Origin of the sequence: Shewanella sp. OMA3-2, from assembly GCF_021513195.1 — a bacterium.
Taxonomy (GTDB): Bacteria; Pseudomonadota; Gammaproteobacteria; order Enterobacterales; family Shewanellaceae; genus Shewanella.
Map to the genome: position 1 here is coordinate 2,807,706 of NZ_CP090974.1, position 20,889 is coordinate 2,828,594.

General features: G+C 40.7%; 17 protein-coding genes. 11 read left to right on the forward strand and 6 right to left on the reverse strand.

Annotation, left to right across the window (positions count from 1 at the left end):
* Nucleotides 1–453: 453 nt before the first annotated feature.
* On the forward strand, nucleotides 454–1,203 hold the full coding sequence (locus tag L0B17_RS12395; protein ID WP_235085202.1) for a TerC family protein: 750 nt from the start codon (nucleotides 454–456) through the stop codon (nucleotides 1,201–1,203).
* A 368-nt stretch (nucleotides 1,204–1,571) separates the two neighbouring features.
* Here L0B17_RS12395 and L0B17_RS12400 read toward each other — a convergent pair whose 3' ends face one another.
* From L0B17_RS12400 to L0B17_RS12410, 3 genes are all read right to left on the reverse strand, one after another.
* Nucleotides 1,572–2,423 (reverse strand): mechanosensitive ion channel family protein, encoded by an 852-nt coding sequence (locus L0B17_RS12400; RefSeq protein ID WP_160056807.1) that lies wholly within the window; start codon nucleotides 2,421–2,423, stop codon nucleotides 1,572–1,574.
* Between the two features lie 65 nt (nucleotides 2,424–2,488).
* On the reverse strand, nucleotides 2,489–3,460 hold the full coding sequence (locus tag L0B17_RS12405) for a calcium/sodium antiporter (RefSeq protein WP_124017004.1): 972 nt from the start codon (nucleotides 3,458–3,460) through the stop codon (nucleotides 2,489–2,491).
* 9 nt (nucleotides 3,461–3,469) lie between these two features.
* The gene (locus L0B17_RS12410) at nucleotides 3,470–4,270 is read right to left on the reverse strand and encodes an undecaprenyl-diphosphate phosphatase (protein ID WP_124017005.1); all 801 of its coding nucleotides are present in this window, start codon (nucleotides 4,268–4,270) and stop codon (nucleotides 3,470–3,472) included.
* A gap of 503 nt (nucleotides 4,271–4,773) precedes the next feature.
* Between L0B17_RS12410 and L0B17_RS12415 the strand changes: the two genes are divergently transcribed.
* Nucleotides 4,774–5,370, forward strand: coding sequence for a tyrosine-type recombinase/integrase (locus L0B17_RS12415; protein ID WP_124017006.1), 597 nt, complete (start codon nucleotides 4,774–4,776; stop codon nucleotides 5,368–5,370).
* A 227-nt stretch (nucleotides 5,371–5,597) separates the two neighbouring features.
* Here L0B17_RS12415 and L0B17_RS12420 read toward each other — a convergent pair.
* Nucleotides 5,598–6,685 (reverse strand): IS3 family transposase gene (locus L0B17_RS12420; RefSeq protein WP_188923338.1). Its coding sequence is split into 2 segments (ribosomal slippage): nucleotides 5,598–6,424 and nucleotides 6,424–6,685, totalling 1,089 coding nucleotides; the frame shifts between segments, so codons are not numbered across the junction.
* A gap of 138 nt (nucleotides 6,686–6,823) precedes the next feature.
* Here L0B17_RS12420 and L0B17_RS12425 point away from each other — a divergent pair.
* From L0B17_RS12425 to L0B17_RS12455, 7 genes are all read left to right on the forward strand, one after another.
* The gene (locus tag L0B17_RS12425) at nucleotides 6,824–7,114 is read left to right on the forward strand and encodes a hypothetical protein (RefSeq protein WP_235085204.1); all 291 of its coding nucleotides are present in this window, start codon (nucleotides 6,824–6,826) and stop codon (nucleotides 7,112–7,114) included.
* Between the two features lie 75 nt (nucleotides 7,115–7,189).
* On the forward strand, nucleotides 7,190–7,516 hold the full coding sequence (locus tag L0B17_RS12430; RefSeq protein WP_235085206.1) for a hypothetical protein: 327 nt from the start codon (nucleotides 7,190–7,192) through the stop codon (nucleotides 7,514–7,516).
* 32 nt (nucleotides 7,517–7,548) lie between these two features.
* Nucleotides 7,549–8,022, forward strand: a complete 474-nt coding sequence (locus tag L0B17_RS12435) for a DUF2971 domain-containing protein (RefSeq protein WP_235085208.1) — start codon at nucleotides 7,549–7,551, stop codon at nucleotides 8,020–8,022.
* Nucleotides 8,023–8,237: 215 nt separating this feature from the next.
* Nucleotides 8,238–9,371, forward strand: coding sequence for a tyrosine-type recombinase/integrase (locus L0B17_RS12440; RefSeq protein ID WP_188741110.1), 1,134 nt, complete (start codon nucleotides 8,238–8,240; stop codon nucleotides 9,369–9,371).
* Nucleotides 9,372–9,379: 8 nt separating this feature from the next.
* A complete protein-coding gene (locus tag L0B17_RS12445; protein WP_235085209.1) occupies nucleotides 9,380–11,017 on the forward strand; it encodes a hypothetical protein in 1,638 nt (545 codons plus the stop codon).
* Nucleotides 11,014–12,816 carry a site-specific integrase gene (locus tag L0B17_RS12450; protein WP_235085211.1) on the forward strand — a complete coding sequence of 601 codons (1,803 nt, stop codon included), beginning with the start codon at nucleotides 11,014–11,016 and terminating at the stop codon, nucleotides 12,814–12,816. The genes L0B17_RS12445 and L0B17_RS12450 overlap by 4 nt, the downstream gene beginning before the upstream one ends.
* Complete coding sequence (locus L0B17_RS12455) at nucleotides 12,809–13,216, forward strand: hypothetical protein (protein WP_011638872.1); 408 nt, start codon at nucleotides 12,809–12,811, stop codon at nucleotides 13,214–13,216. The genes L0B17_RS12450 and L0B17_RS12455 overlap by 8 nt, the downstream gene beginning before the upstream one ends.
* A 1,148-nt stretch (nucleotides 13,217–14,364) precedes the next feature.
* Here the strand turns inward: L0B17_RS12455 and ltrA (L0B17_RS12460) are convergent.
* Nucleotides 14,365–15,714 carry a group II intron reverse transcriptase/maturase gene (gene ltrA / locus L0B17_RS12460; protein WP_235084858.1) on the reverse strand — a complete coding sequence of 450 codons (1,350 nt, stop codon included), beginning with the start codon at nucleotides 15,712–15,714 and terminating at the stop codon, nucleotides 14,365–14,367.
* Between the two features lie 661 nt (nucleotides 15,715–16,375).
* Entirely contained in the window at nucleotides 16,376–17,725 is a 1,350-nt protein-coding gene (gene ltrA, locus L0B17_RS12465) for a group II intron reverse transcriptase/maturase (protein ID WP_235084858.1), read from the reverse strand.
* A gap of 569 nt (nucleotides 17,726–18,294) precedes the next feature.
* Between ltrA (L0B17_RS12465) and L0B17_RS12470 the strand changes: the two genes are divergently transcribed.
* Entirely contained in the window at nucleotides 18,295–18,900 is a 606-nt protein-coding gene (locus tag L0B17_RS12470; RefSeq protein ID WP_235085213.1) for a DUF998 domain-containing protein, read from the forward strand.
* A gap of 147 nt (nucleotides 18,901–19,047) precedes the next feature.
* Nucleotides 19,048–20,814 carry a hypothetical protein gene (locus tag L0B17_RS12475; protein ID WP_235085214.1) on the forward strand — a complete coding sequence of 589 codons (1,767 nt, stop codon included), beginning with the start codon at nucleotides 19,048–19,050 and terminating at the stop codon, nucleotides 20,812–20,814.
* Nucleotides 20,815–20,889 lie beyond the last annotated feature (75 nt).

Here is a 20,889-nt window from a genome sequence, read left to right on the forward strand (position 1 = left end):
AAATTTTATGAACACTTTATTTAGGCTACATCAGTTTGTTCTTGGGTTTTGCGAATATCTTATTGCTTTACATCAACGATATTGCAAATGTAGGATGATATTGATCAATAACTTTATTTGGCGAGCCGTTCAATAAGCTATTAAACTAAGCCGCTGCGCGGAGCCAAATCAAGCTTCAATTGACTGTATTACTCATATTGAAGCAGCACACAGCAATGACAAGGGAATTTCAATGAAATACGTAAAAACCAAGCTATATGATCAGTTCGAAACTACTCTACAGCCCAGAGTTAGCATCAAAAAAGGAAAACCCTATAGTATAAAGCGTACCAATTAACCTGGACTAGGCATCGACCAAGTCAAACAAGAGATTTATGCGCAGCAAACAGCGCAACGCATAAGTACTAAAACGTTAGCCAATCGTAACTTCACACAAATGTAGAGTAAAAAAGAATGTTTGAATGGATCGCAAGTCCAGAGGCGTGGGTAGCATTAGCAACCCTGATAGCCTTGGAGATTGTTCTTGGAATAGACAACATAATATTTATATCAATACTTGTTGGCAGATTGCCAGAAAAACAGCGGGCTAAAGCTCGACAGATTGGTCTATCTTTAGCTATGGGCACTCGGTTACTACTGCTTTTCAGCTTGGCTTGGGTTATGGGCTTAGTTGAGCCTTTGTTTATTGTCTTCGGAAATGAAATATCTGGTAGAGACATCATACTAGTTATAGGTGGGCTTTTTCTTCTCGCAAAATCCACACACGAAATACACGGTAGCTTTGAAATACAAGAAGCATCTCAGGCACAGGTTGCAGCCTCCGGGTTTATTTCGATCCTCATTCAAATTGCTATCCTTGATGTTGTGTTTTCACTTGATTCGGTAATAACTGCTGTAGGGTTAGTTGATCATCTAAGCATTATGGTGATAGCAATAGTTGCATCGGTTGGCGTTATGCTTGTAGCTGCAAAACCAATAGGTGATTTTGTAGATGCGAATCCTACAATCAAAATGTTGGCATTGTCTTTCTTGATATTAATAGGATTCACTCTTATAGCAGAGGGGTTCGATGTTCATATACCAAAAGGTTACGTTTACTTTGCTATGGCTTTTTCCTTCTTCGTGGAGATGCTCAACATAAAAATAAGAGATCGCAGGGCAAAAGCTATTGAGACAATCCATCTAGCAAAAAAAAATCACTGAAGATGAAAATACCTAACAAGTACATCATGCAAGGACTGGAATAGACTGTCACCTTTTTCGCGCTGCGCGGCAAAAAAGCCGCCAGCTTACCAGGCTGAAAACGCAGGCATTAACGGCTCTCATAGTCATACTTTTCCTAATGGTAATAGGCTAACACTCTAAAACGTTTATTATCCAAAAGTTTGTTAGATAGAACACAAGCCATTTTGTTTTTCGTAAAAAAATATCATTCTCCCATAAATATCTATTTTTTATATGTTTCGATTTGTCAGACTATGGGTTTATTTTATATGCGGTCATGTCAGTGATTAGGTTCGGCGACAGAACTGCAACTAAACCCATTGTTAGGGTAAATAAAAGGAAAGTAATTAATCTTTTCGTGCATTTTTCTGTATTGCTTGGGCGTTTTGTTCACCGACAATATGCAATGTTCGCTGAGGGAATGGGATGGTTAGCCCTGCGACTTCTATTGCTTCTTTCACTCGCTTATTTAAATCCCAGTACGCTGACCAGTAATCTTCATTTTTTGCCCATACTCTTAGCTGAATGTTCACTGCACTATCGATCATTGATGCAACCATCACTTGAGGCGCAGGTTCAGCTAACAATCTTGATTCACTCTCAGCAATTTTCTTTAATACAGCAAACCCTTCATTAATAGAGTCTGAATATGAAATACCCACAATAATATCCATACGTCGTTTACCATTACGAGTGAAGTTTTTAATATTATTACCCCATAGCATGTTATTAGGTGAGGCAATATATAATCCATCAGTGGTTTCAAGAATGGTTGTAAATAAATTTATTTCTCTAACGGTACCTTGCGTTCCACCAAACTCAATAAAATCGTCGGCGCGAAATGGGCGTACTATTAGTAACATAATACCTGCGGCGATATTGCTTAACGTGTCTTTCAGAGCCAGTCCAATCGCTAAGCCCGCAGCACCAACCAGCGCGATTAAGCTCGCTGTATTGACGCCAAAAATATCCAGAATAAATACACCACCAATGACATAAACCGCGTAACTGGCTATTGTTGAAAATAACGGGATTAATGTTTTATCAAGCCTGGTTCTCGTATTCGCGATTGCTTTACGAACCGTTTTGGCTATTAATGAGCTAGCGATCAGTATGGCAACTGCCAATAACAAATTATACCCGAGTGTTATAATTGTTTGTGAGTGATCAGACCAAAACTGCATGAGTGATTCTTTCATATCATTTATTCCTGTTTTTTGTTAAATAAAGCTAAATGTTAAGGCGTACTTAAAAAGGAGTAAAGCTAAGCAATTACTGATGACACCAACCAGACATTGTAGGCACAAAACGCGATTAATAAACCAACACCTTCATATCGGTTAATACGGCCCGCTCGACGAAAACCATAAGCAATAATCAATAAGGCTACCGTCATGCTCATCATCACTAACCAGTCGCGTGATAGTACTTGTTCAGGTAAGCTGGACATTGGCGAAATAACACCCGCAATACCAACAACAGCAAGTAAGTTAAACATGTTCGAACCAACAACGTTGCCTATCGCAATATCGTGCTCGCCTTTTCTAACGGCTATAACCGAAGCGGCAAGCTCTGGGAGTGAAGTACCCAATGCGACGATGGTGAGTCCAATAATCAAGTCACTTACACCAAATGCATGTGCAATGTTTACAGCTCCCCATACCAAAACACGCGAACTTACGATTAACAGCACAAGACCCAGCACTAACCAAAAAATGGCTTTTTTGAGCGGCATAGCATGATCAACTAATTCCTGATCCATCTCCGTTTCTAATTTGTCACCTTTACTTTTAATGGCAGAAAAAATACTCCAACCAATCAAAGTAAAGAACCCAACCAATAGCAGCACCGCTTCAACACGCGTCAATGCGCCATCCAAGAGAAAATAGCCCAACAGTAAGCCTATTAACAACAACAAGGGGATTTCTTTTCGGACAATTTTAGACTGCACCATAATCGGTGTAATAACGGCTGTTACGCCAAGAATTAAGCCAGTATTAACAATATTCGAGCCTAAGGCATTCCCCAGCGCTAAATCAGGATTACCATCTATTGCCGCCATGGCGGAAACCACCATTTCAGGTGCAGACGTACCAAAACCAACGATCACCATACCAATAAGCAGCGAGGGCATTCCAGCATGCTTAGCGGTTACCGCAGCGCCTTCAACAAAGCGATCAGCGCTCCACACTAATAAAATAAAACCACCTAATATAGCCAATATAGCAAGTGTCATAACGTTACCTTAAGTTAAAAAAATGAAATAAATTAATGCAGCCAAGACGATTCTATAAATCACATAAGGCCACATACCAAATCGATCCAGCCACTTTAAGAAAAAGTGGATAGCAGTCAAAGCCATGACGAAAGAAGTTAATCCGCCTACCAAAAAAGCAAGCAAATCGATATGTATGTCACTTGATGCCACTTCCAATATTTTTGCGCTCGCGGCCAATGCTGTAATGGGAATGGCAAGTAAAAATGAAAAGCGCGAAGCGGCTTCTCTGCTTAAACCTAGCAGCAAGCTTGCGGTGATGGTTGCACCTGAACGAGAGGTGCCAGGAATAAGAGCAAATGCTTGTGCGATACCGATGAGTAAAGCGTCTTTTAAGCGCAATGAAGATAAGTCGCATTGCTGGTTAGGCCGCCAATCAGCCCAGCCTAATAACAAACCAAACCCCAATGTGGTGAAAAAGACGACTTCAACGGATCGTAACTGCTCGTCAATGAGATCCATTAACAACAAACCAACCAAAGCCGCCGGCACTGTCGCAATGATTAACAACAGCAGGATTTTCCCTTGACCAACGAATTGACGATGTTGAAATGAACACAAACCATCGTAAATTAGGTTTGTTACATCATTTTTAAAGTAGAGTAAAACAGCAAGCAAGGTGCCTATATGGACAGCTAGGTCGAATGCCACCCCTTGGTCCTTCCAGCCAGCAACCAGAGGAGCGAGAATAAGGTGAGCAGAACTTGAAATCGGTAGGAATTCTGTAATACCTTGTATAATCCCTAGTATTACAGCATTAATTAAATCCATGTACACTCACTGAATACAAGAATGTACAAAAATAAAAATCAGACAAAATATTTATATCCTTGGGGTGGTTTGGACACAGGCAAACGTGGCTCTCCACCCCGAGAGCCGCATTTGCCTTAAGTCTTGTCAATCCAAATAGGACATAACCGCCACGAACTGCTGTTCGGGATATGTTGACTGCTATCTCAGACGGTACTGAGAGACTACTCCCCTAAGGTTATAATCATTATTTTAATTTTTTATATTCAACAGGTCAATAGAGTACTTTTGTATCCCTATTGAAGTGAAAATACTTTAACTGTGGATATACACTTAATGATAACTATGTCGTGAATTAGCTAATTTTCTCTGCAACATAGAGGTTATCCGTCAATCAAAACTTGCGTTAATGGGTAAGTTTGGCTAACTCATTTATCACTAAATTAGTGGGCGGCCTGACTCATTTCTGTCCTAATTCCACTAACTATAATCGTGATGACCAAGCAACCAAAAAGGAGGTCATCATGGTCATATTAAACCGTGGGCAACGAAGTGGTGTCAAAAAGCCTTTTCGTCTTGAAGAAATTTGGCGAATTCGTACCAGACTTGAGATTGAGAGCAACTTGATGCAGTTAGCACTGCTCAATTTGGCAATTGATAGCAAACTTAGGGCGAGCGACTTATTACCTTTGAAAGTATGCGATATTTCTTCTCAAGACCGGATATTTAATCGAGTTAAGCATATCCAACATAAGACTGACATTGAAGTTCAGTTTGAAATCACGTCAAGAACCCAACAAAGTCTGATTAAATGGATTTTGCTTGCATCGTTAAGCGCAAGCGATTTTGTTTTCCCCAGTCCTAGATTAAAGCAACAGTCGATTAGCTACTCATACTATAGATACATTGTTAGGAAATGGGCATCCGATCTGGGATTAGATCCGAACCTATATGGAACCCACTCTATGAGGCGAACCAAGGTGACTCTTGTCTATGCCAAAACAAAGAATATTCGAGCAGTTCAACTTTTACTAGGTCATACAAAGGTAGATAATACGATAAGATATCTTGGTGTTGAATTAGAAGATGCTCTCTTACTTTCAGAAAGTACAGATTGCTAATATTAAATGGCCCTACAACCTAGGGCTACTTTATCATCTAAAGGAAACGGGTTTATTACTGGCAAATTGTTGCCCCCATTATCATTTAGAGCATATGCTCAGCGGCATTCTAGCGAGCTAGGTTAAGCCCTACCCCAGCTAATGTTCATCGCCATATCTAGAGGCCACTTTACTCACATCTATAATCGGTAATCTCCCCATTTTTAACTGAGATCAAAAGTAGATATTTAGGCCACTAGTGCCAGTTTTTGCTTTGGTGGGACACCACCAATTGCTGTATTGGGTCTTTCATTGTTATAAAACCATAGCCATTGTGTCGCATGTTCCTGTACCTCGGCAATACTATTCCAAAGATATTGGCTCAGCCATTCGTATCGCACAGTCCGATTATAGCGTTCTACATAAGCATTCTGCTGTGGATTGCCAGGCTGAATAAATTTCAGTTCTACATCGTGTTTTTCAGCCCATGCAGCCAGCACCGCACTGATGTACTCTGGACCGTTATCACTGCGTATTTGTTTCGGTTTTCCACGCCATTCGATGATTTGCTCCAAGGTTCTGACCACACGCTCTGCTGGTAAGGAGAAGTCGACCTCTATCGCCAAGCCTTCACGGTTGTAATCATCAATCACGTTCAATAACCTAATGCTGCGACCATCTTCAAGTTGGTCATGCATAAAGTCCATAGACCAACATTCATTGATTGCCTCAGGCACCGCCAATGCGTCCGGTTTATCACGCTTCAAGCGTTTCTTCGGCTTAATCCGTAGGTTTAGCTCCAATTCACGGTAAATTCTATACACTCGCTTATGGTTCCATCGGTAGCGTTTCACGTTACGTAAAAAGTAATAACACAGCCCAAATCCCCAACTTCTATGGGTCGATGTTAGTCGCTGTAACCAATCAGCAATCACAGCGTTTTCACCGCTGAGTTTTGCCTGATAGCGATAACAGCTCTCACTGAGTCCAAACAAGGCACAGGCAAATGCGATTGGAATGGCTTTATCATGCACCGCCTTTTGCGCCAGCTCCCGCCGCCGCGACGGCTTTACCACTTTTTTTCGATGGCCTCTTTGAGTATTTCGGCTTTTAGACGCTCTTCGGCATACATTTTTTTGAGTCGTGAATTTTCAGCCTCTAACTCTTTCAATCGCGCCATCATAGAGGCGTCCATGCCGCCAAATTTGGCCCGCCACTTGTAGAAGGTAGCCGAGCTCATGCCGTGCTCACGGCACAGCCCCGGAACTGGGGTGCCAGCTTCGGCTTGCTTGAGGATAGCCAAGATTTGGCTGTCGCTAAATTTTGATGTTTTCATGCAGAATCTCCCTGCGTATATAGTACGAGAAAATTCTACTTTTGAAATCAGCTTTTTTTAGGGGGGATTACCATTGATATACACGCAGGAGATTTTAAAAAAGGAAATGAAAGCCAGTACGTGCATGGTAAATTCTCAATGAAAAATGAAGGTGAATTTTTTCGTGAAAAGATAAATCCTTCGGAAATAGAAAGGTTAGAAGAGGCATCTGAGGAGTCAGTTATAAGTATCGGTGGTGCAGCAGGCTGGGGCGTTGCAGGTAGTGTTCTACTTGGTCCTGTAGGGTTGTTAGCGGGATTAATATTGGGTGGAAAAAGCAAAGATACTACTTTTATTTGTGAGTTCAAAGATGGTAGGAAATTCTTAGGTACTGCATCCTTTAAAGTATTTAATGAGCTTAAAAAAGGCATTATGGCTTCATCATTTTAGTGTTGCATAGAGAACGACATAACAAGTAATACTTCATGCAATAACAGATGAGTAGCACCGTTAAAGGGAAATAATATGTCCGTAGAAAAGAAACCTCGTAGTTTTTACAAGTATTGTCCCGTTTATAATTCGCCAGAAAAGATTCTTCAGTGTGATAGCCTGGATAAATTAGAAGAACTAGAGGAATACTCCTTACTAAATCTCTTTAAGCATCAAGCTAAATTTTCATCTCGTACTGATTTTAACGACCTATTTGATACCATCATTGATCTTATACCTCCAGACATAAGAGAAGTGGAAAGTTTTTTACAACAGCTATCGGCGAAAGAAAGAAGGGTCGCAAAGCCGTTATTGGGCAAAAAAATGGTCAGACCAACTTTAGAAAGTATCGAGATGAAATAAACAAGCTTTTTGACAGTTATAAAATGTTCTGCGTGACCATCAAAGACAACAATGATCTCATGTGGTCACATTACACGAACAATCATAAGGGTTTTTGTATTGAATTGGATGCAAGTAAGTTAGATGCTGAAAAAGTTAGCTATAAGTCTGAATTAGCCAAATTCAAACTTCTTGATATCTTCAAAAATGAATACGGCTTGATCACCACAGAAAATTTAAGTCATCTAATCAAAGAGGCTATGCTAACCAAGCTAGAAAAGTGGCGCTATGAAGAAGAGTACCGAATTACAGCTAGTCACAAAATGCATGAGCTCCATCAGCTTCAAGATAATACTAAATTTACTATATATAGAAGTAACCAGGAGTGGGTAAAGGCAATAATTTTTGGGCATAGAATGGATGATAAAGTTCGGCAATATATTATCGATACTTACGGGGAAAGTGTTAAATATAAGGTGGCAGTCCCTGACATGCGTGTAGGTACAATAAATATAATTGATTATTGATACCGGCGGGGTGGGATTTTATGGATGTTGAACACTACCGAAATTTTTTCCATACATCAATTAATCCGAACTCAGCTCAATAGACTTGGAACTCTAACAAGCTTTTGTCCAGAAATGTGTTACATGCCCATGTGCGCATAAAAATTACTCTATGTTATAGCAAAGCATAGTCTAAATGCTTATGCTGTGTTTACATACAGTTCTTTGGGGTAATTATGCTTTGCATCAAATCTACATCTGACTTTGAAATTGAAAGTGTAAAGTACCCTAACTTTCCCCTCTTAACGTGGGAAGTTGATAATACAAAGCTAGGGATTGAATCTGGAATGCTTTGTGTTGAAGCAATGCAATTCCTTATTTATGAGTGCTTGAAACGTGGGCGAGTAGACAGTGAAAATACTTGGTGGACTTATGCCCGCCACTTAAATCAATTCCTGACATTCTGTGAATATAACGGTTTAGATTGGCGAAATATTTCTGAAAGTAGTGAAGATGAAATGTTAGTCAGCGCCTATCGTGACCTTTGCGTTGGTGAGTTTGGCATGTCGGTCAATTCAACCAACCAACACCTAAGAACGATCGTGCGGTTTTACAGTTATGGTGTTGGCAAGTGGTTTGACTCATTGCCTTACTCACTAGAGTCGGTTTCGGTGCGAAAGGGTCAGCAGTTTTTGGCTCATACCGAGAGAAATGGTGGCAAAAAATACAGCTCGGACTTGATGATGAAAACTTTTGAAAAGAAAGCAGAGTTTTTATCTGCCTATGAAGTTCAAGAATTGTTATCTTCGATTGAAAACCCAACGCTCAAACTGATGGTTCGTTTATGTCTACAGACAGGAATTAGGCGTAAGGAGCTACTGCTTTTCCCCCTACACGTAATACGAAAACCTTCTGGAAACCAAACTTACTACGAAGTAAATATCTCACGGACTAAGGGTGAGAAAGAGCGCAAAATACACATTCCATCAAGGCTAATGGAAGATTTGTGGCGTTATGTAAATGAAGCTCGTTTTCAGAAGCAACAAGAATCAGGAGTGAACTCAGATTGCCTTTTCTTAACCTCTGATGGTCAAGAATGGGCTTCGCAAGGCTCTGCCTTTGGAAAGGCGCTCAAATCTCTGAATCTGCCCTTTCATGTGGCTCCGCACATGTTAAGACACTCCTATGCAACTCACATGCTCAAAGGGCTCTTAGAGCGCAAAAGCAGTAAGTTTGAGCCATTGATGTATCTACAAAGCCGTCTTGGACATTCCAGTATTACCACCACAATGAAATATTTACATCTGGTTAATGATTTGGTGGACGACCTGTCGATTGAGTATCAACAACAAATTGATGCAATTGTGTAGGCAGTAGCATGGCAAGACAACGAAAATACCTCACCATCAACAAAGATAAGATCAGGAAAACTTCGGCAGTAGAGCTAACCGTTGACGCCCTCCAAAGCCAAGGCTTAGTGCGAGCAATACACCCAGTTGTTACCTACCCAAATCTGGGTTCTAAAGGTGGCAATGGCGTAAACTTCGACTTTACCTCTTATTACGGCAAAGGCTACGACGACATCACGAATCGAGTTTACTACACTGCAAAGGCGTTACTGAGAAACACTAATGCTTTTACTGAAGAAACTCAGCACACGTATTTAAAGAATGGCTTTCGCTATTTTGCACAATATCTTGAGTTATTCAGGCACTCAGTCAGGGGAGATTTAACGCAAGATGACATTACGCCTAGACTGATTGAACAATATTTGCTGCACCTCAAAGGTAGTGAGTTTAAACCTAGCTTTCAAAAAGCTCTCTACACGCACCTCAAGTCATTGTTAGTCCGTATGAAAGAAAAAGGCTACTGGCCACTTGTCGATGACATCAACCTTAATAGTGATTTTTTCCCCAAGAATCCTTTTCCAAACTCCGGTAAACATGCAAAAAGTGAAAGATCACTCTCTCCCTATGAGAAAAGACAGGTTGTTGTTGCGTTAAAGCAAGCGGTTAAACCTATTTATCAAAAGAGAGAGTCATTGTCGGGTTACGAATTAACGTTGTGCCTACTTGCTGTGGCAATTCAAACGGGTATCAATACTTCACCACTGCTTAACATGACAACGGATGCTTTAACTGATCATCCACTTAAAGATAATCGAAAGCTTTTAACTGTGTTTAAAAAGCGGGGTAATGCAAAACAATTACATAACTTGCGCAAATCAGAAAACGTTGAGGTAGTACAAGGGGTAAAACTAGATGTGGCTTACCTGATCGATACCATTATTCAGTTAAGCTCGTCATTGAGGCAAGTGAGTGGTAGCAATTTAGTATTCTTATATGTCGCTAGCAACAGTAAAAGCGCTATTACCTCTCTGTCAGACTTATCGCTGCACTTCAACATAAAAAAATTCATCAAAGAAAACGACCTAAAGGATGAAGATGGACGCACAATTAAGCTTAATATCAGTCGTATTCGCAAAACTTTCATCAATAGCATGTACGAACTGAGTGGTGAAAGTTTGTTGATTGCAGCACAGCAAGCTAAACATAGTGGAACAAGTTCACTTGACTACTATTTGCAAGCCCCTGAGCAATCAAAACGTAACCTAGGTTTGATGGGTGAAATACGAGTCAAAGAGCTAACTTGCGATGCTCCAAGCGTTCCTGTCGGCCATTGTAAAGACCCGAAAAATGGGGATAAAGCACCGAAAGATGGAACGTTCTGTAATGACTTCTTAGGGTGTTTCCGTTGTAAGAGCTTCGTTATTACAGGCAATGATTTGTATAAGCTCTTTAGCTTCTATTGGGCAATAATTCGTAACCGTGATGAATTTGGTCGTAAAGACTGGAAGCGGCACCTAAAGAACGTGCTCAGAATTGTGGATGAAGAGGTTGTGCCTGAGTTTGCCAAGCTTGGTCAATTGCAGCATGTCAATGCTGAAAAGGAACGAGCAAGAACCAATCCACATCCATACTGGCAAAATCTCGATATGTTAAAGGTGACACAATGAGTTTGATTGAGTTGATACTAACGGACGTTGAGTTTGCGGAGCAGCAATGTTCAAAGCCTAATCAAAGCACACTAGAGCGAGCGATTGATGGCACCCTGACGGGCATTGTAACCTATGTAAAGTTAGCCAACGGTCACTATCAAGTTTACTCTCGATATGAAGAAGAACTATGGAAATTTCCTGCTGCTAAAGGGACTAAAGGCACCACCAAAAGTAACCTTACACTTAATTTTGGCACAATAAATAACCCTGAAATGAAACAAATGGCAAAATGGGTCATATGGAATAAATTAAAAGAAGGATTAGCGGTCAACTCTTTACTACATTCTTTAAGTTCTCTTAAAGGCTACTTTAAATGGGCCTTGAGTTCAGACACAACTGCAACGCATGGCTTGACTGCTTTTACCTCTAGTGCTTATGTTAAGTATGTGAATAGACTAAGCGCAAAGCGGAATGGCGAAATAAAGCCTCTTTCGTTAACAACAAAAACGCTTAAGTTCCTCGCAGTGGAAAACCTTTATCAGTGTTGCAAAGCATTTTATTTTGTTAAAGAGCATCCTTGGCCTGGTTCTGGTGCCAATATGCAGGCAGGACTGATTGGAGAGGCCGCTCAAAAAGCGAAAACCAAACCCAAAACCCCTATCATCCCTAACGAAGTGCTAATTCCACTCTGTAAGTTTACAAAGTCATGTTTAGACAGGGCTGATGAAATTTTGGCATCAAAAGGTAAGCGTGAATCATTACTGCTGCGAGACAGTTGCATCTTCTGGTTGCTACTCACAACAGGTATGCGTATCCATGAGGTTTTAGGTATTAAACGCGGAGCGTATCGCAGTGAGACAAGAGATGAGGTGACGTATTACTACATTGAAACCGCGTCAGAGAAGACCCATACGGGATTAGCTGAATGGATTGCGCCAGAGATTGCAACTCAAGCTATCGACATTCTTGGTCGTTATAGTGCGCCATTGCAAAAGCAGCTTGAAAATGACTTATCAAAAGCAAGGGATAGTCAAGACCATGTGGAAGTTCATAGGCTAGAAGAAATCTCAGACCATATTTGTTTGTCGGTATCTAAAAAAAGTAACGCTATTAGCCTGTTGTCTGGATGTACAATTACTGTTCATAGGTTGCCTAATTTATGTCAACAGATAGATTGCAACTGGAATTTGTCAGCGCACCAGTTTCGCCGCACCTTTGCCAACTATGCAGTGCATTCTGAATTGGGTGATTTAAGGGCACTAAAAGACCATTTTAAACACTGGTCAATCACCATGACGGCTCTGTATGCCTTTAACGAAGATTTAGACGCAGAATTATTCGAAGAACTGCTCCGAGAAAAGTATTTGATCGAAGAAGAAATCAAGCAAGACTGGTTTGAACTAGACACACCGATTACGGGTGGCGATATGGCTAAAAACATCAAGAAAGTCCGTGCAGATGGAGAGCTAATTAAAACTTTCGGCTCTCTCAGTGATATGGCTAAAGCCTACTCTAGCTCTATTCCTATCCGTTCAACAGGTATTGGATGGTGTACCAATGATGATGAATGTAAGTGCGGTAAGCCCGATAGCTGCGAGAGCGGAATTGTAGATAAACGGCATCTTCCCTACTGGGAGGGGATGCTTGTTCAGCAAATAAAACTTATGCAGTTGGATGATATAGGGGAAGCAGGTAGAGATGCAGCTAGGAAAGGTATGGAACGCTGTGAAAAGGTATTGAGTGCTTTAGGTATCGATGTTGAAGCCATGAAGCAGAAGTTTAGCCAAAGAGATCTAATCGAGGTAGAGAATGTCTAACCAGAAAGAAAAGTCGACACATAAAGCGGTAAGACTTGCCATTATTCGCATAGAAAAAGCTCGGCCTAATGTTGTCTCTGATAAGCGTAAAATGAGTGTTGCTGCCGTTGCCGAAGAAGCTGGCGTAAGCCGAGCGTTGATTCATCGCGATTGCCCTGACCTGTTAGAGCGTATTAAAGGTGGTGTGAATAAAGCTATTCGACAGCAGCGTGATGCCAAGCAAATTGAGCTGAATGAATACAAAGAGCGCAATCGAGAACTTCGAACTGAGGTCGAGGAGTTAAAAGCCATGTTATCTAAGGTTCAATCGCAAAACGCTACGTTAATACGGAAAAATATGGTGTTAAGTGGTGTTAGTGCTAAAAACAGCAATGTTACACAGTTATATTGTAGTAAGTAATTGTATTAAAAGCTAAAATCAATAGATTTACTGAGATTACTTGATGGTTTAATTTCAATAAAATCGCAACAACAAACAAATCCATATAAAACAATTGCATATAGTTAGTTACATGTAACGTGGTATTTATAAAGTTTGACCATTTATATTATGGTTTGATAATTTTTGGCATTGCTTACAGGCAGAAACGGGTTAGGAGTAACACATTTTTGCCTCGTTATTTGTTTGCCATTTTTAACAAAATCAGCGTCATGGTGCTTCGCCCACACCAGACCAAAGGGGCAAAACGCACGCTTTTTTTTACAAAAGAAGCCCTTTAGAAACACTCAGTGCTCCAGACGAAAAATGCTGAAAAGCGCATAATTTTCGATGTGGTTCGATCCAGCTTTAAACCTCATTTATAACCGGCTTACAAATTGCTGCTAAATATCTAGTGTCAGCTATATCTCCCACCTTTATGTAGCATACACTGTATATAAAAACAGTTATAATGGTTGTTGGCATGTTTTAAGTTGAATCGGCTAATAAGTAAACTAAAGTAGTACTTGTAATAAGTAGATACTTCTGTAATCAATTGAAATTGATGCATTTTTTTATTTTTTGTCGAATGTTTAGTCCACTTTTAACGCGCAAGCTCGCTTCTATTTGTCAGTGGAGTTAAATAAAACCGCTTTACATCAATAAGATACTAAATGTAGGATGATATTAATCAATAACTTAAACGACCGACTTTAAATTTAATTGGCCGTTCAATAAGCTGTTATATGCTCTTTGACTTCATCGTTATCGAAATATTTAATTGGATAATAAAGAGTAAGTTTAGACCTACGGTAATATTCTCTGTACTGCCCCAAATGGCAAAGTAAATTAAGGTGCTGTAAATCGATATTGGTATAAGTAGCGATATTATTCTGTGATATTTATTTTGGTTTAAGTTCATGTGTACCTCGTTAGATTATTGTTATCTAATGGGTAGGTTAATAGTTATTCAGTTTTAGTTGGTCATTACATAAGCATGTTTCACGCGTGAAACTCAAGTTAATATGTACTGTAAATAGAGCATATAATCGGGTAGCCGGAGGTATCTAGCCTCCAGCCCCCACACCACCCTGCATGCGGCTCCGCACAGGGCGGTTCATTTAGAACTCCTAACTCACTTTTGGGTTAGGATAATGAACTGCGATCCATCCATCTCTTAGTGAATATAATCCTGCTTTCTTCAGGTACTCATTACTCAGCGCTTGCTGTATCCCTGGTGTTTTCGAACTTCGCCATGGACCTTTGCTTGTGATCCCACAACCAACAGCCACTTGGATCCTGACGCCACGCTTAAGTAAGTTTTGTACCTTAGTCCGTGGTTTTCGCCACTGACGCCAGTAACACATACGAACACGACGTCGGATCCAATGGTCTAAATCGACACACCCTTGATAAGCGTTAGCGATGCCAAAATAATTGATCCAGCCTTGCATGTATTGACGCACTTTAAATAGCTGATAACTCATACTCACGCCCCAATTTCGGTTCGTTAGTCGTCTCATCTTTTGTTTGAAAATGTGTAATGTTTTAGCATGCCACTGGATCTTGCCTCGGTTAAATGTAAACCCAAGAAACTTGCTTTGAGCGACCTTAACCACTTGGCTTTTCTGTTCATTTACAACCAGTTTTAACTTAGTGGCAAGGTATTGAGTAATACTCTTGAGTACCCGTTCGCCAGCGCGTTGAGATTTTACCAATATGATAAAATCGTCCGCGTAGCGGGCGAATTTGTGCTCTCGGCTTTCCAGCTCTTTATCCAGACTATCCAACATAATGTTAGAGAGTAATGGCGAGAGTGGACCGCCTTGAGGCACACCTTCAAAGCTTGCTTCAAATTGGTCATTGACCATCACCCCTGCTCGTAGGTACTTACCGATAAGCGCCAACAGACGCTTATCCTGTACCTTGCTCCTCAGCTGAGTCATCAAGAGATCATGATTAACTCGGTCAAAGAACTTAGACAGATCAACATCAACGGCAAATTTGCGTTTCTGTTTGATGATATCCCTGACTTGCAGTACCGCTTGTTTAGCATTTCTGTTCGGCCTAAAGCCAAAGCTATTAGTCGAGAAGAATGGGTCAAACAGTGGCGTGAGTATTTGTGCAATAGCTTGCTGTATCACACGGTCAATGACGTTAGGGATCCCCAATTTGCGTTTACCGCCATCGGGTTTGTCGATCTCTACGCGCCTGACCGCTGAGGGTTGGTATTCACCTCGCTCTAATTGAGATTTACACTGTTGCCAGCCGCCTTGTTGCATCCAGAGCGGGAAGGCTTCGATGGTCATGCCATCGATGCCCGCTGCACCTTTATTGGCTTTAACTTGACGCCAAGCTCGGTGTAGATTTTCAGGTTCGAGCAGTTGTTGAAATAGATCGCGGTTGAAGGCCGGTTGCATATCAATACGCTGCCGATAGTAATCGTCTGGCGACGTAGTGGGTATCGACAAGTTTGACAAGACTCCTCCTTCTTCTAAATGTTCAGGCCTTCACCATGTCCCAACCATTACGATGGGCGTTGGGCTACTATGCCGTCTGCTGACTTCTGCTTAATCACATGTCAAGTTACCTCGTCATGCGCTATCGGTTTCCATCTGATTCGCTCTTTTCAGTCGATGAAATTGAAAAGCCAAGGCACTTAATAAACCAGAGCCTTACTGGTTAATGACCAATCGCGTGTTAAGCAGATCTCCCCAGATAAGAACATGAACTTTCTTTGCACTGCTGCATCATTTACGGTGGCCATTAGATCACGTGGTTTCGTCGTCTTGTGCCAACTCACCTCTAGCCTACGCCTCATATGATGTTCTTGTTCATCAGCTCGCAAATTTGCTAGCGGCTTCCTCCGGACCTAACCTCGCGATTAAGCCCTTGCCATTCGCTAGTAGTTAACGTTTAATAACAGTATGTTATTTAAACGGTGACCTTCCTACAGAGGACTTTCACCTCATTAGTTCATGCCCATGCTGGGCGTACACAAGGCGTTCAAAAGGACTAAAAACAGTTGGCCACTGCTCGTGCCTCGCTGATTTTAGCCAATCGGGTAGCCGGAGGTATCTAGCCTCCAGCCCCCACACCACCCTGCATGCGGCTCCGCACAGGGCGGTTCATTTAGAACTCCTAACTCACTTTTGGGTTAGGATAATGAACTGCGATCCATCCATCTCTTAGTGAATATAATCCTGCTTTCTTCAGGTACTCATTACTCAGCGCTTGCTGTATCCCTGGTGTTTTCGAACTTCGCCATGGACCTTTGCTTGTGATCCCACAACCAACAGCCACTTGGATCCTGACGCCACGCTTAAGTAAGTTTTGTACCTTAGTCCGTGGTTTTCGCCACTGACGCCAGTAACACATACGAACACGACGTCGGATCCAATGGTCTAAATCGACACACCCTTGATAAGCGTTAGCGATGCCAAAATAATTGATCCAGCCTTGCATGTATTGACGCACTTTAAATAGCTGATAACTCATACTCACGCCCCAATTTCGGTTCGTTAGTCGTCTCATCTTTTGTTTGAAAATGTGTAATGTTTTAGCATGCCACTGGATCTTGCCTCGGTTAAATGTAAACCCAAGAAACTTGCTTTGAGCGACCTTAACCACTTGGCTTTTCTGTTCATTTACAACCAGTTTTAACTTAGTGGCAAGGTATTGAGTAATACTCTTGAGTACCCGTTCGCCAGCGCGTTGAGATTTTACCAATATGATAAAATCGTCCGCGTAGCGGGCGAATTTGTGCTCTCGGCTTTCCAGCTCTTTATCCAGACTATCCAACATAATGTTAGAGAGTAATGGCGAGAGTGGACCGCCTTGAGGCACACCTTCAAAGCTTGCTTCAAATTGGTCATTGACCATCACCCCTGCTCGTAGGTACTTACCGATAAGCGCCAACAGACGCTTATCCTGTACCTTGCTCCTCAGCTGAGTCATCAAGAGATCATGATTAACTCGGTCAAAGAACTTAGACAGATCAACATCAACGGCAAATTTGCGTTTCTGTTTGATGATATCCCTGACTTGCAGTACCGCTTGTTTAGCATTTCTGTTCGGCCTAAAGCCAAAGCTATTAGTCGAGAAGAATGGGTCAAACAGTGGCGTGAGTATTTGTGCAATAGCTTGCTGTATCACACGGTCAATGACGTTAGGGATCCCCAATTTGCGTTTACCGCCATCGGGTTTGTCGATCTCTACGCGCCTGACCGCTGAGGGTTGGTATTCACCTCGCTCTAATTGAGATTTACACTGTTGCCAGCCGCCTTGTTGCATCCAGAGCGGGAAGGCTTCGATGGTCATGCCATCGATGCCCGCTGCACCTTTATTGGCTTTAACTTGACGCCAAGCTCGGTGTAGATTTTCAGGTTCGAGCAGTTGTTGAAATAGATCGCGGTTGAAGGCCGGTTGCATATCAATACGCTGCCGATAGTAATCGTCTGGCGACGTAGTGGGTATCGACAAGTTTGACAAGACTCCTCCTTCTTCTAAATGTTCAGGCCTTCACCATGTCCCAACCATTACGATGGGCGTTGGGCTACTATGCCGTCTGCTGACTTCTGCTTAATCACATGTCAAGTTACCTCGTCATGCGCTATCGGTTTCCATCTGATTCGCTCTTTTCAGTCGATGAAATTGAAAAGCCAAGGCACTTAATAAACCAGAGCCTTACTGGTTAATGACCAATCGCGTGTTAAGCAGATCTCCCCAGATAAGAACATGAACTTTCTTTGCACTGCTGCATCATTTACGGTGGCCATTAGATCACGTGGTTTCGTCGTCTTGTGCCAACTCACCTCTAGCCTACGCCTCATATGATGTTCTTGTTCATCAGCTCGCAAATTTGCTAGCGGCTTCCTCCGGACCTAACCTCGCGATTAAGCCCTTGCCATTCGCTAGTAGTTAACGTTTAATAACAGTATGTTATTTAAACGGTGACCTTCCTACAGAGGACTTTCACCTCATTAGTTCATGCCCATGCTGGGCGTACACAATTTTTAGCCTCTTAACAGGGGCGTTAGTTTACAAAAAGGATTTTGGTAGTGTTTGAAAGTATTGCGATCTATTCAGGGTTAATTGCAACAATCTGGATCTTCATCGGTGTTTATGTAGCAAGTAGGTTTTATGCTGGTTACAGCCATTCTAAGCAATTTTGTAGTGAGTTAGGTGCAACTGGTAGCCCAACTGAAAAATTGTCTCCTTTAATTAATAATTATCCACTTGGTTTTCTATTTTGCTTCTTCGGTTGGTATTTGGCACAACTCTCAAATGTTTCAGCTTTAGTGAATGTTGCGGGTTGGTTAGTTATAGCTCATGGTGTTGGTACTTGGGTCGCAGGCTATTTCCCTATGGACGCCGATCCATTTACTAAGAATCCAACTTTTAATTGTAAGGTACATTCTTGGGCTGGTTTTATCATGTTGCTTTCGTTAGTTGTTGCACCAATATTAATTGCTATAAGTCCAACAACTGAGATTATCCCATTATATTTCCGTATTTTTTCACTGGTTTCTGTTATGGCTGCTGTTTATTATCTTTTTGCTATGGCTAAAGCCGTAAAATCCCAAAGCAATCCTGGCATCCATCAGCGTATTTCATATGGTTTTCAGCTAATTTGGCTAAGTGCTTTTTCACTAGTATTGGTGTAATTGTAAACTAACAAGCAAATTAATCAGGACAAATAACAGTTGGTTTTTGCTCCTGCGTCGCTTATTTTAACCAACTGATATTTGCCCATTATTTGGGCGTTAGGGCTATTTTGCTAGTTTAGTCGTACATAAAAGGATTTTAGAAAAATGATTAGTGACTTAAGTCTAAGTAAGAATGTTCAGTTTTATGAACTAAATAAAGCACTCACCAAAAAATCTATTGAAGATACATTCAAAGAGATCTCTAAAGAGCGTGTAGGAAATTACCTTTTAAACGAGCCTAAAATAAACCATACAACGGCCTCGGGTAATCAAGTCATATACTCTATTGTTTCATATAAAATAGAAGCAGAGCCTTCATTTTTAGCCGGTACTTCGGTTAAAGAACAAAAGTACGCCTATCTGCTATTAATAGAATGTGATGATGCTTTAGCTATTTTGAAAAAATATGTTGATTCACCTGATAAACACTTTTCTTCTTTTATAGACGAGTTTGATTATGAAAAATTCTGTCATTTTCATGGTGATAAAAAACCAGAGTATGAAAGAGTTACCATGAAAAACATGAGTATATCAAATGCTGTCATTAGATCCCGTTCATTAGAAGCTAAAAGCTTGAATGGTATTATCTCATCTAATTCGTCTAGCCGATCAATCCCAAGCAACTTCAGAATGAAAGTCGGAGAAGACTCATACACTCTAACACCAAGTACTTCTAGAGTTAGTCATAGGGATAAAAAATCAGCATTTGATGGACTAATCGACTGGGTTATTGAAATTAAAGAGGAAATAAAAATAACCACTAATCAAAGTGAGTTTCTTAGTAATTTTGCTTCCCCTATTTGTTTGAAGGATATTATAGATTTAGGTCATCAAGTCGTGGCTATTCTCATAGATTTGACTGAAATAGAAACTAAGGTTTTAAATGGTGTAGCTGTTTTAAGTAAAGCTGATGGTATTCAATTGAATAGCCTGGAAATTAATAGGCTTTTTAATCAATTAAAATCTCCGATTTTAGTTGATGGTAATTTAATGAAGGTGAAAGGTTCCACTTTAGCGGGCAAAGTATCATACTCAAAAAACTTAATTACAATTAGAAATAAACTTCTTGATAGTATTTCAGTGACTGAGAATGGCTCTGATAGCTATTCTATAGGTGGGTATATAAATAAAGAAAAGCCATTTTCTGCTGTATTCGACTCACCAAATTATTCATATTATTCAAAGTCATGCTTTGAAGATAAACACTTAGTAAATAACATTCAGTCAATACTCAATATTTTTGATGATAGTTATAACTTTAATGGCATCGGTAGTGAGAAAGAAAAACCGCATGCAGCCAATTTAACTAGGTTTCCTGCTAACTCTCTATTTAGGAAAGTAGAAGATCAATATTGTGTACCTCATAATATTGTTATCTGTGATGATATGAATGACGAATGGTCTGATCATATTGCTATAGATAGTAATAGCGCTATTCCATCTATCTCTTTTATCCATTCTAAATTTACTAAGAAAGATACATATGGTGCTAGTGCTTTTCATGATGTAGTAGCTCAAGCACTAAAAAACATTGGCCGAACTCAAGCAGAAAAACAACTATTTAAGAATAAATATGATAATGAGTGGCACAAGAATTATGAAAGCACCAATATTAGTAGGGTTACAGGTGCCCAGAATTGGCAAGATTTAGAAGTAGCTCTCGACGCTGTAAATCAAAACCCTAACTCTATAAAGAAAATTGTACTTGCAACCCCTTTTCTAAGTAAGGCTAAATTGATAAGAGAATTAAACAAATTGGCTTTGGGTCAAAAATGTAAGCCACACTATGTGCAGTTAATCTGGCTTATAAATACGTTTATAAGTTCATGCAAAGATTTTGGAGTTCAAGCTCATATACTGTGTAAACCATAGCCCTAACTAATAAGGATAGGCCGCGCGAAGCCGCGTCCTTATCCCAAGTGTTGAACAAGCCCGACACGTGGGATG

Excerpts from the sequence above, each read along its gene's own strand:
- L0B17_RS12475 (WP_235085214.1), top strand. The coding sequence starts at position 19,048 with ATGATTAGTGACTTAAGTCTAAGTAAGAATGTTCAGTTTTATGAACTA.
- L0B17_RS12440 (WP_188741110.1), top strand. The coding sequence starts at position 8,238 with ATGCTTTGCATCAAATCTACATCTGACTTTGAAATTGAAAGTGTAAAG.
- L0B17_RS12430 (WP_235085206.1), top strand. The coding sequence starts at position 7,190 with ATGTCCGTAGAAAAGAAACCTCGTAGTTTTTACAAGTATTGTCCCGTT.
- L0B17_RS12400 (WP_160056807.1), bottom strand. The coding sequence starts at position 2,423 with ATGAAAGAATCACTCATGCAGTTTTGGTCTGATCACTCACAAACAATT.
- L0B17_RS12425 (WP_235085204.1), top strand. The coding sequence starts at position 6,824 with ATGAAAAATGAAGGTGAATTTTTTCGTGAAAAGATAAATCCTTCGGAA.
- L0B17_RS12450 (WP_235085211.1), top strand. The coding sequence starts at position 11,014 with ATGAGTTTGATTGAGTTGATACTAACGGACGTTGAGTTTGCGGAGCAG.
- L0B17_RS12395 (WP_235085202.1), top strand. The coding sequence starts at position 454 with ATGTTTGAATGGATCGCAAGTCCAGAGGCGTGGGTAGCATTAGCAACC.
- L0B17_RS12415 (WP_124017006.1), top strand. The coding sequence starts at position 4,774 with ATGGTCATATTAAACCGTGGGCAACGAAGTGGTGTCAAAAAGCCTTTT.
- L0B17_RS12455 (WP_011638872.1), top strand. The coding sequence starts at position 12,809 with ATGTCTAACCAGAAAGAAAAGTCGACACATAAAGCGGTAAGACTTGCC.
- L0B17_RS12410 (WP_124017005.1), bottom strand. The coding sequence starts at position 4,270 with ATGGATTTAATTAATGCTGTAATACTAGGGATTATACAAGGTATTACA.
- L0B17_RS12445 (WP_235085209.1), top strand. The coding sequence starts at position 9,380 with ATGGCAAGACAACGAAAATACCTCACCATCAACAAAGATAAGATCAGG.
- L0B17_RS12405 (WP_124017004.1), bottom strand. The coding sequence starts at position 3,460 with ATGACACTTGCTATATTGGCTATATTAGGTGGTTTTATTTTATTAGTG.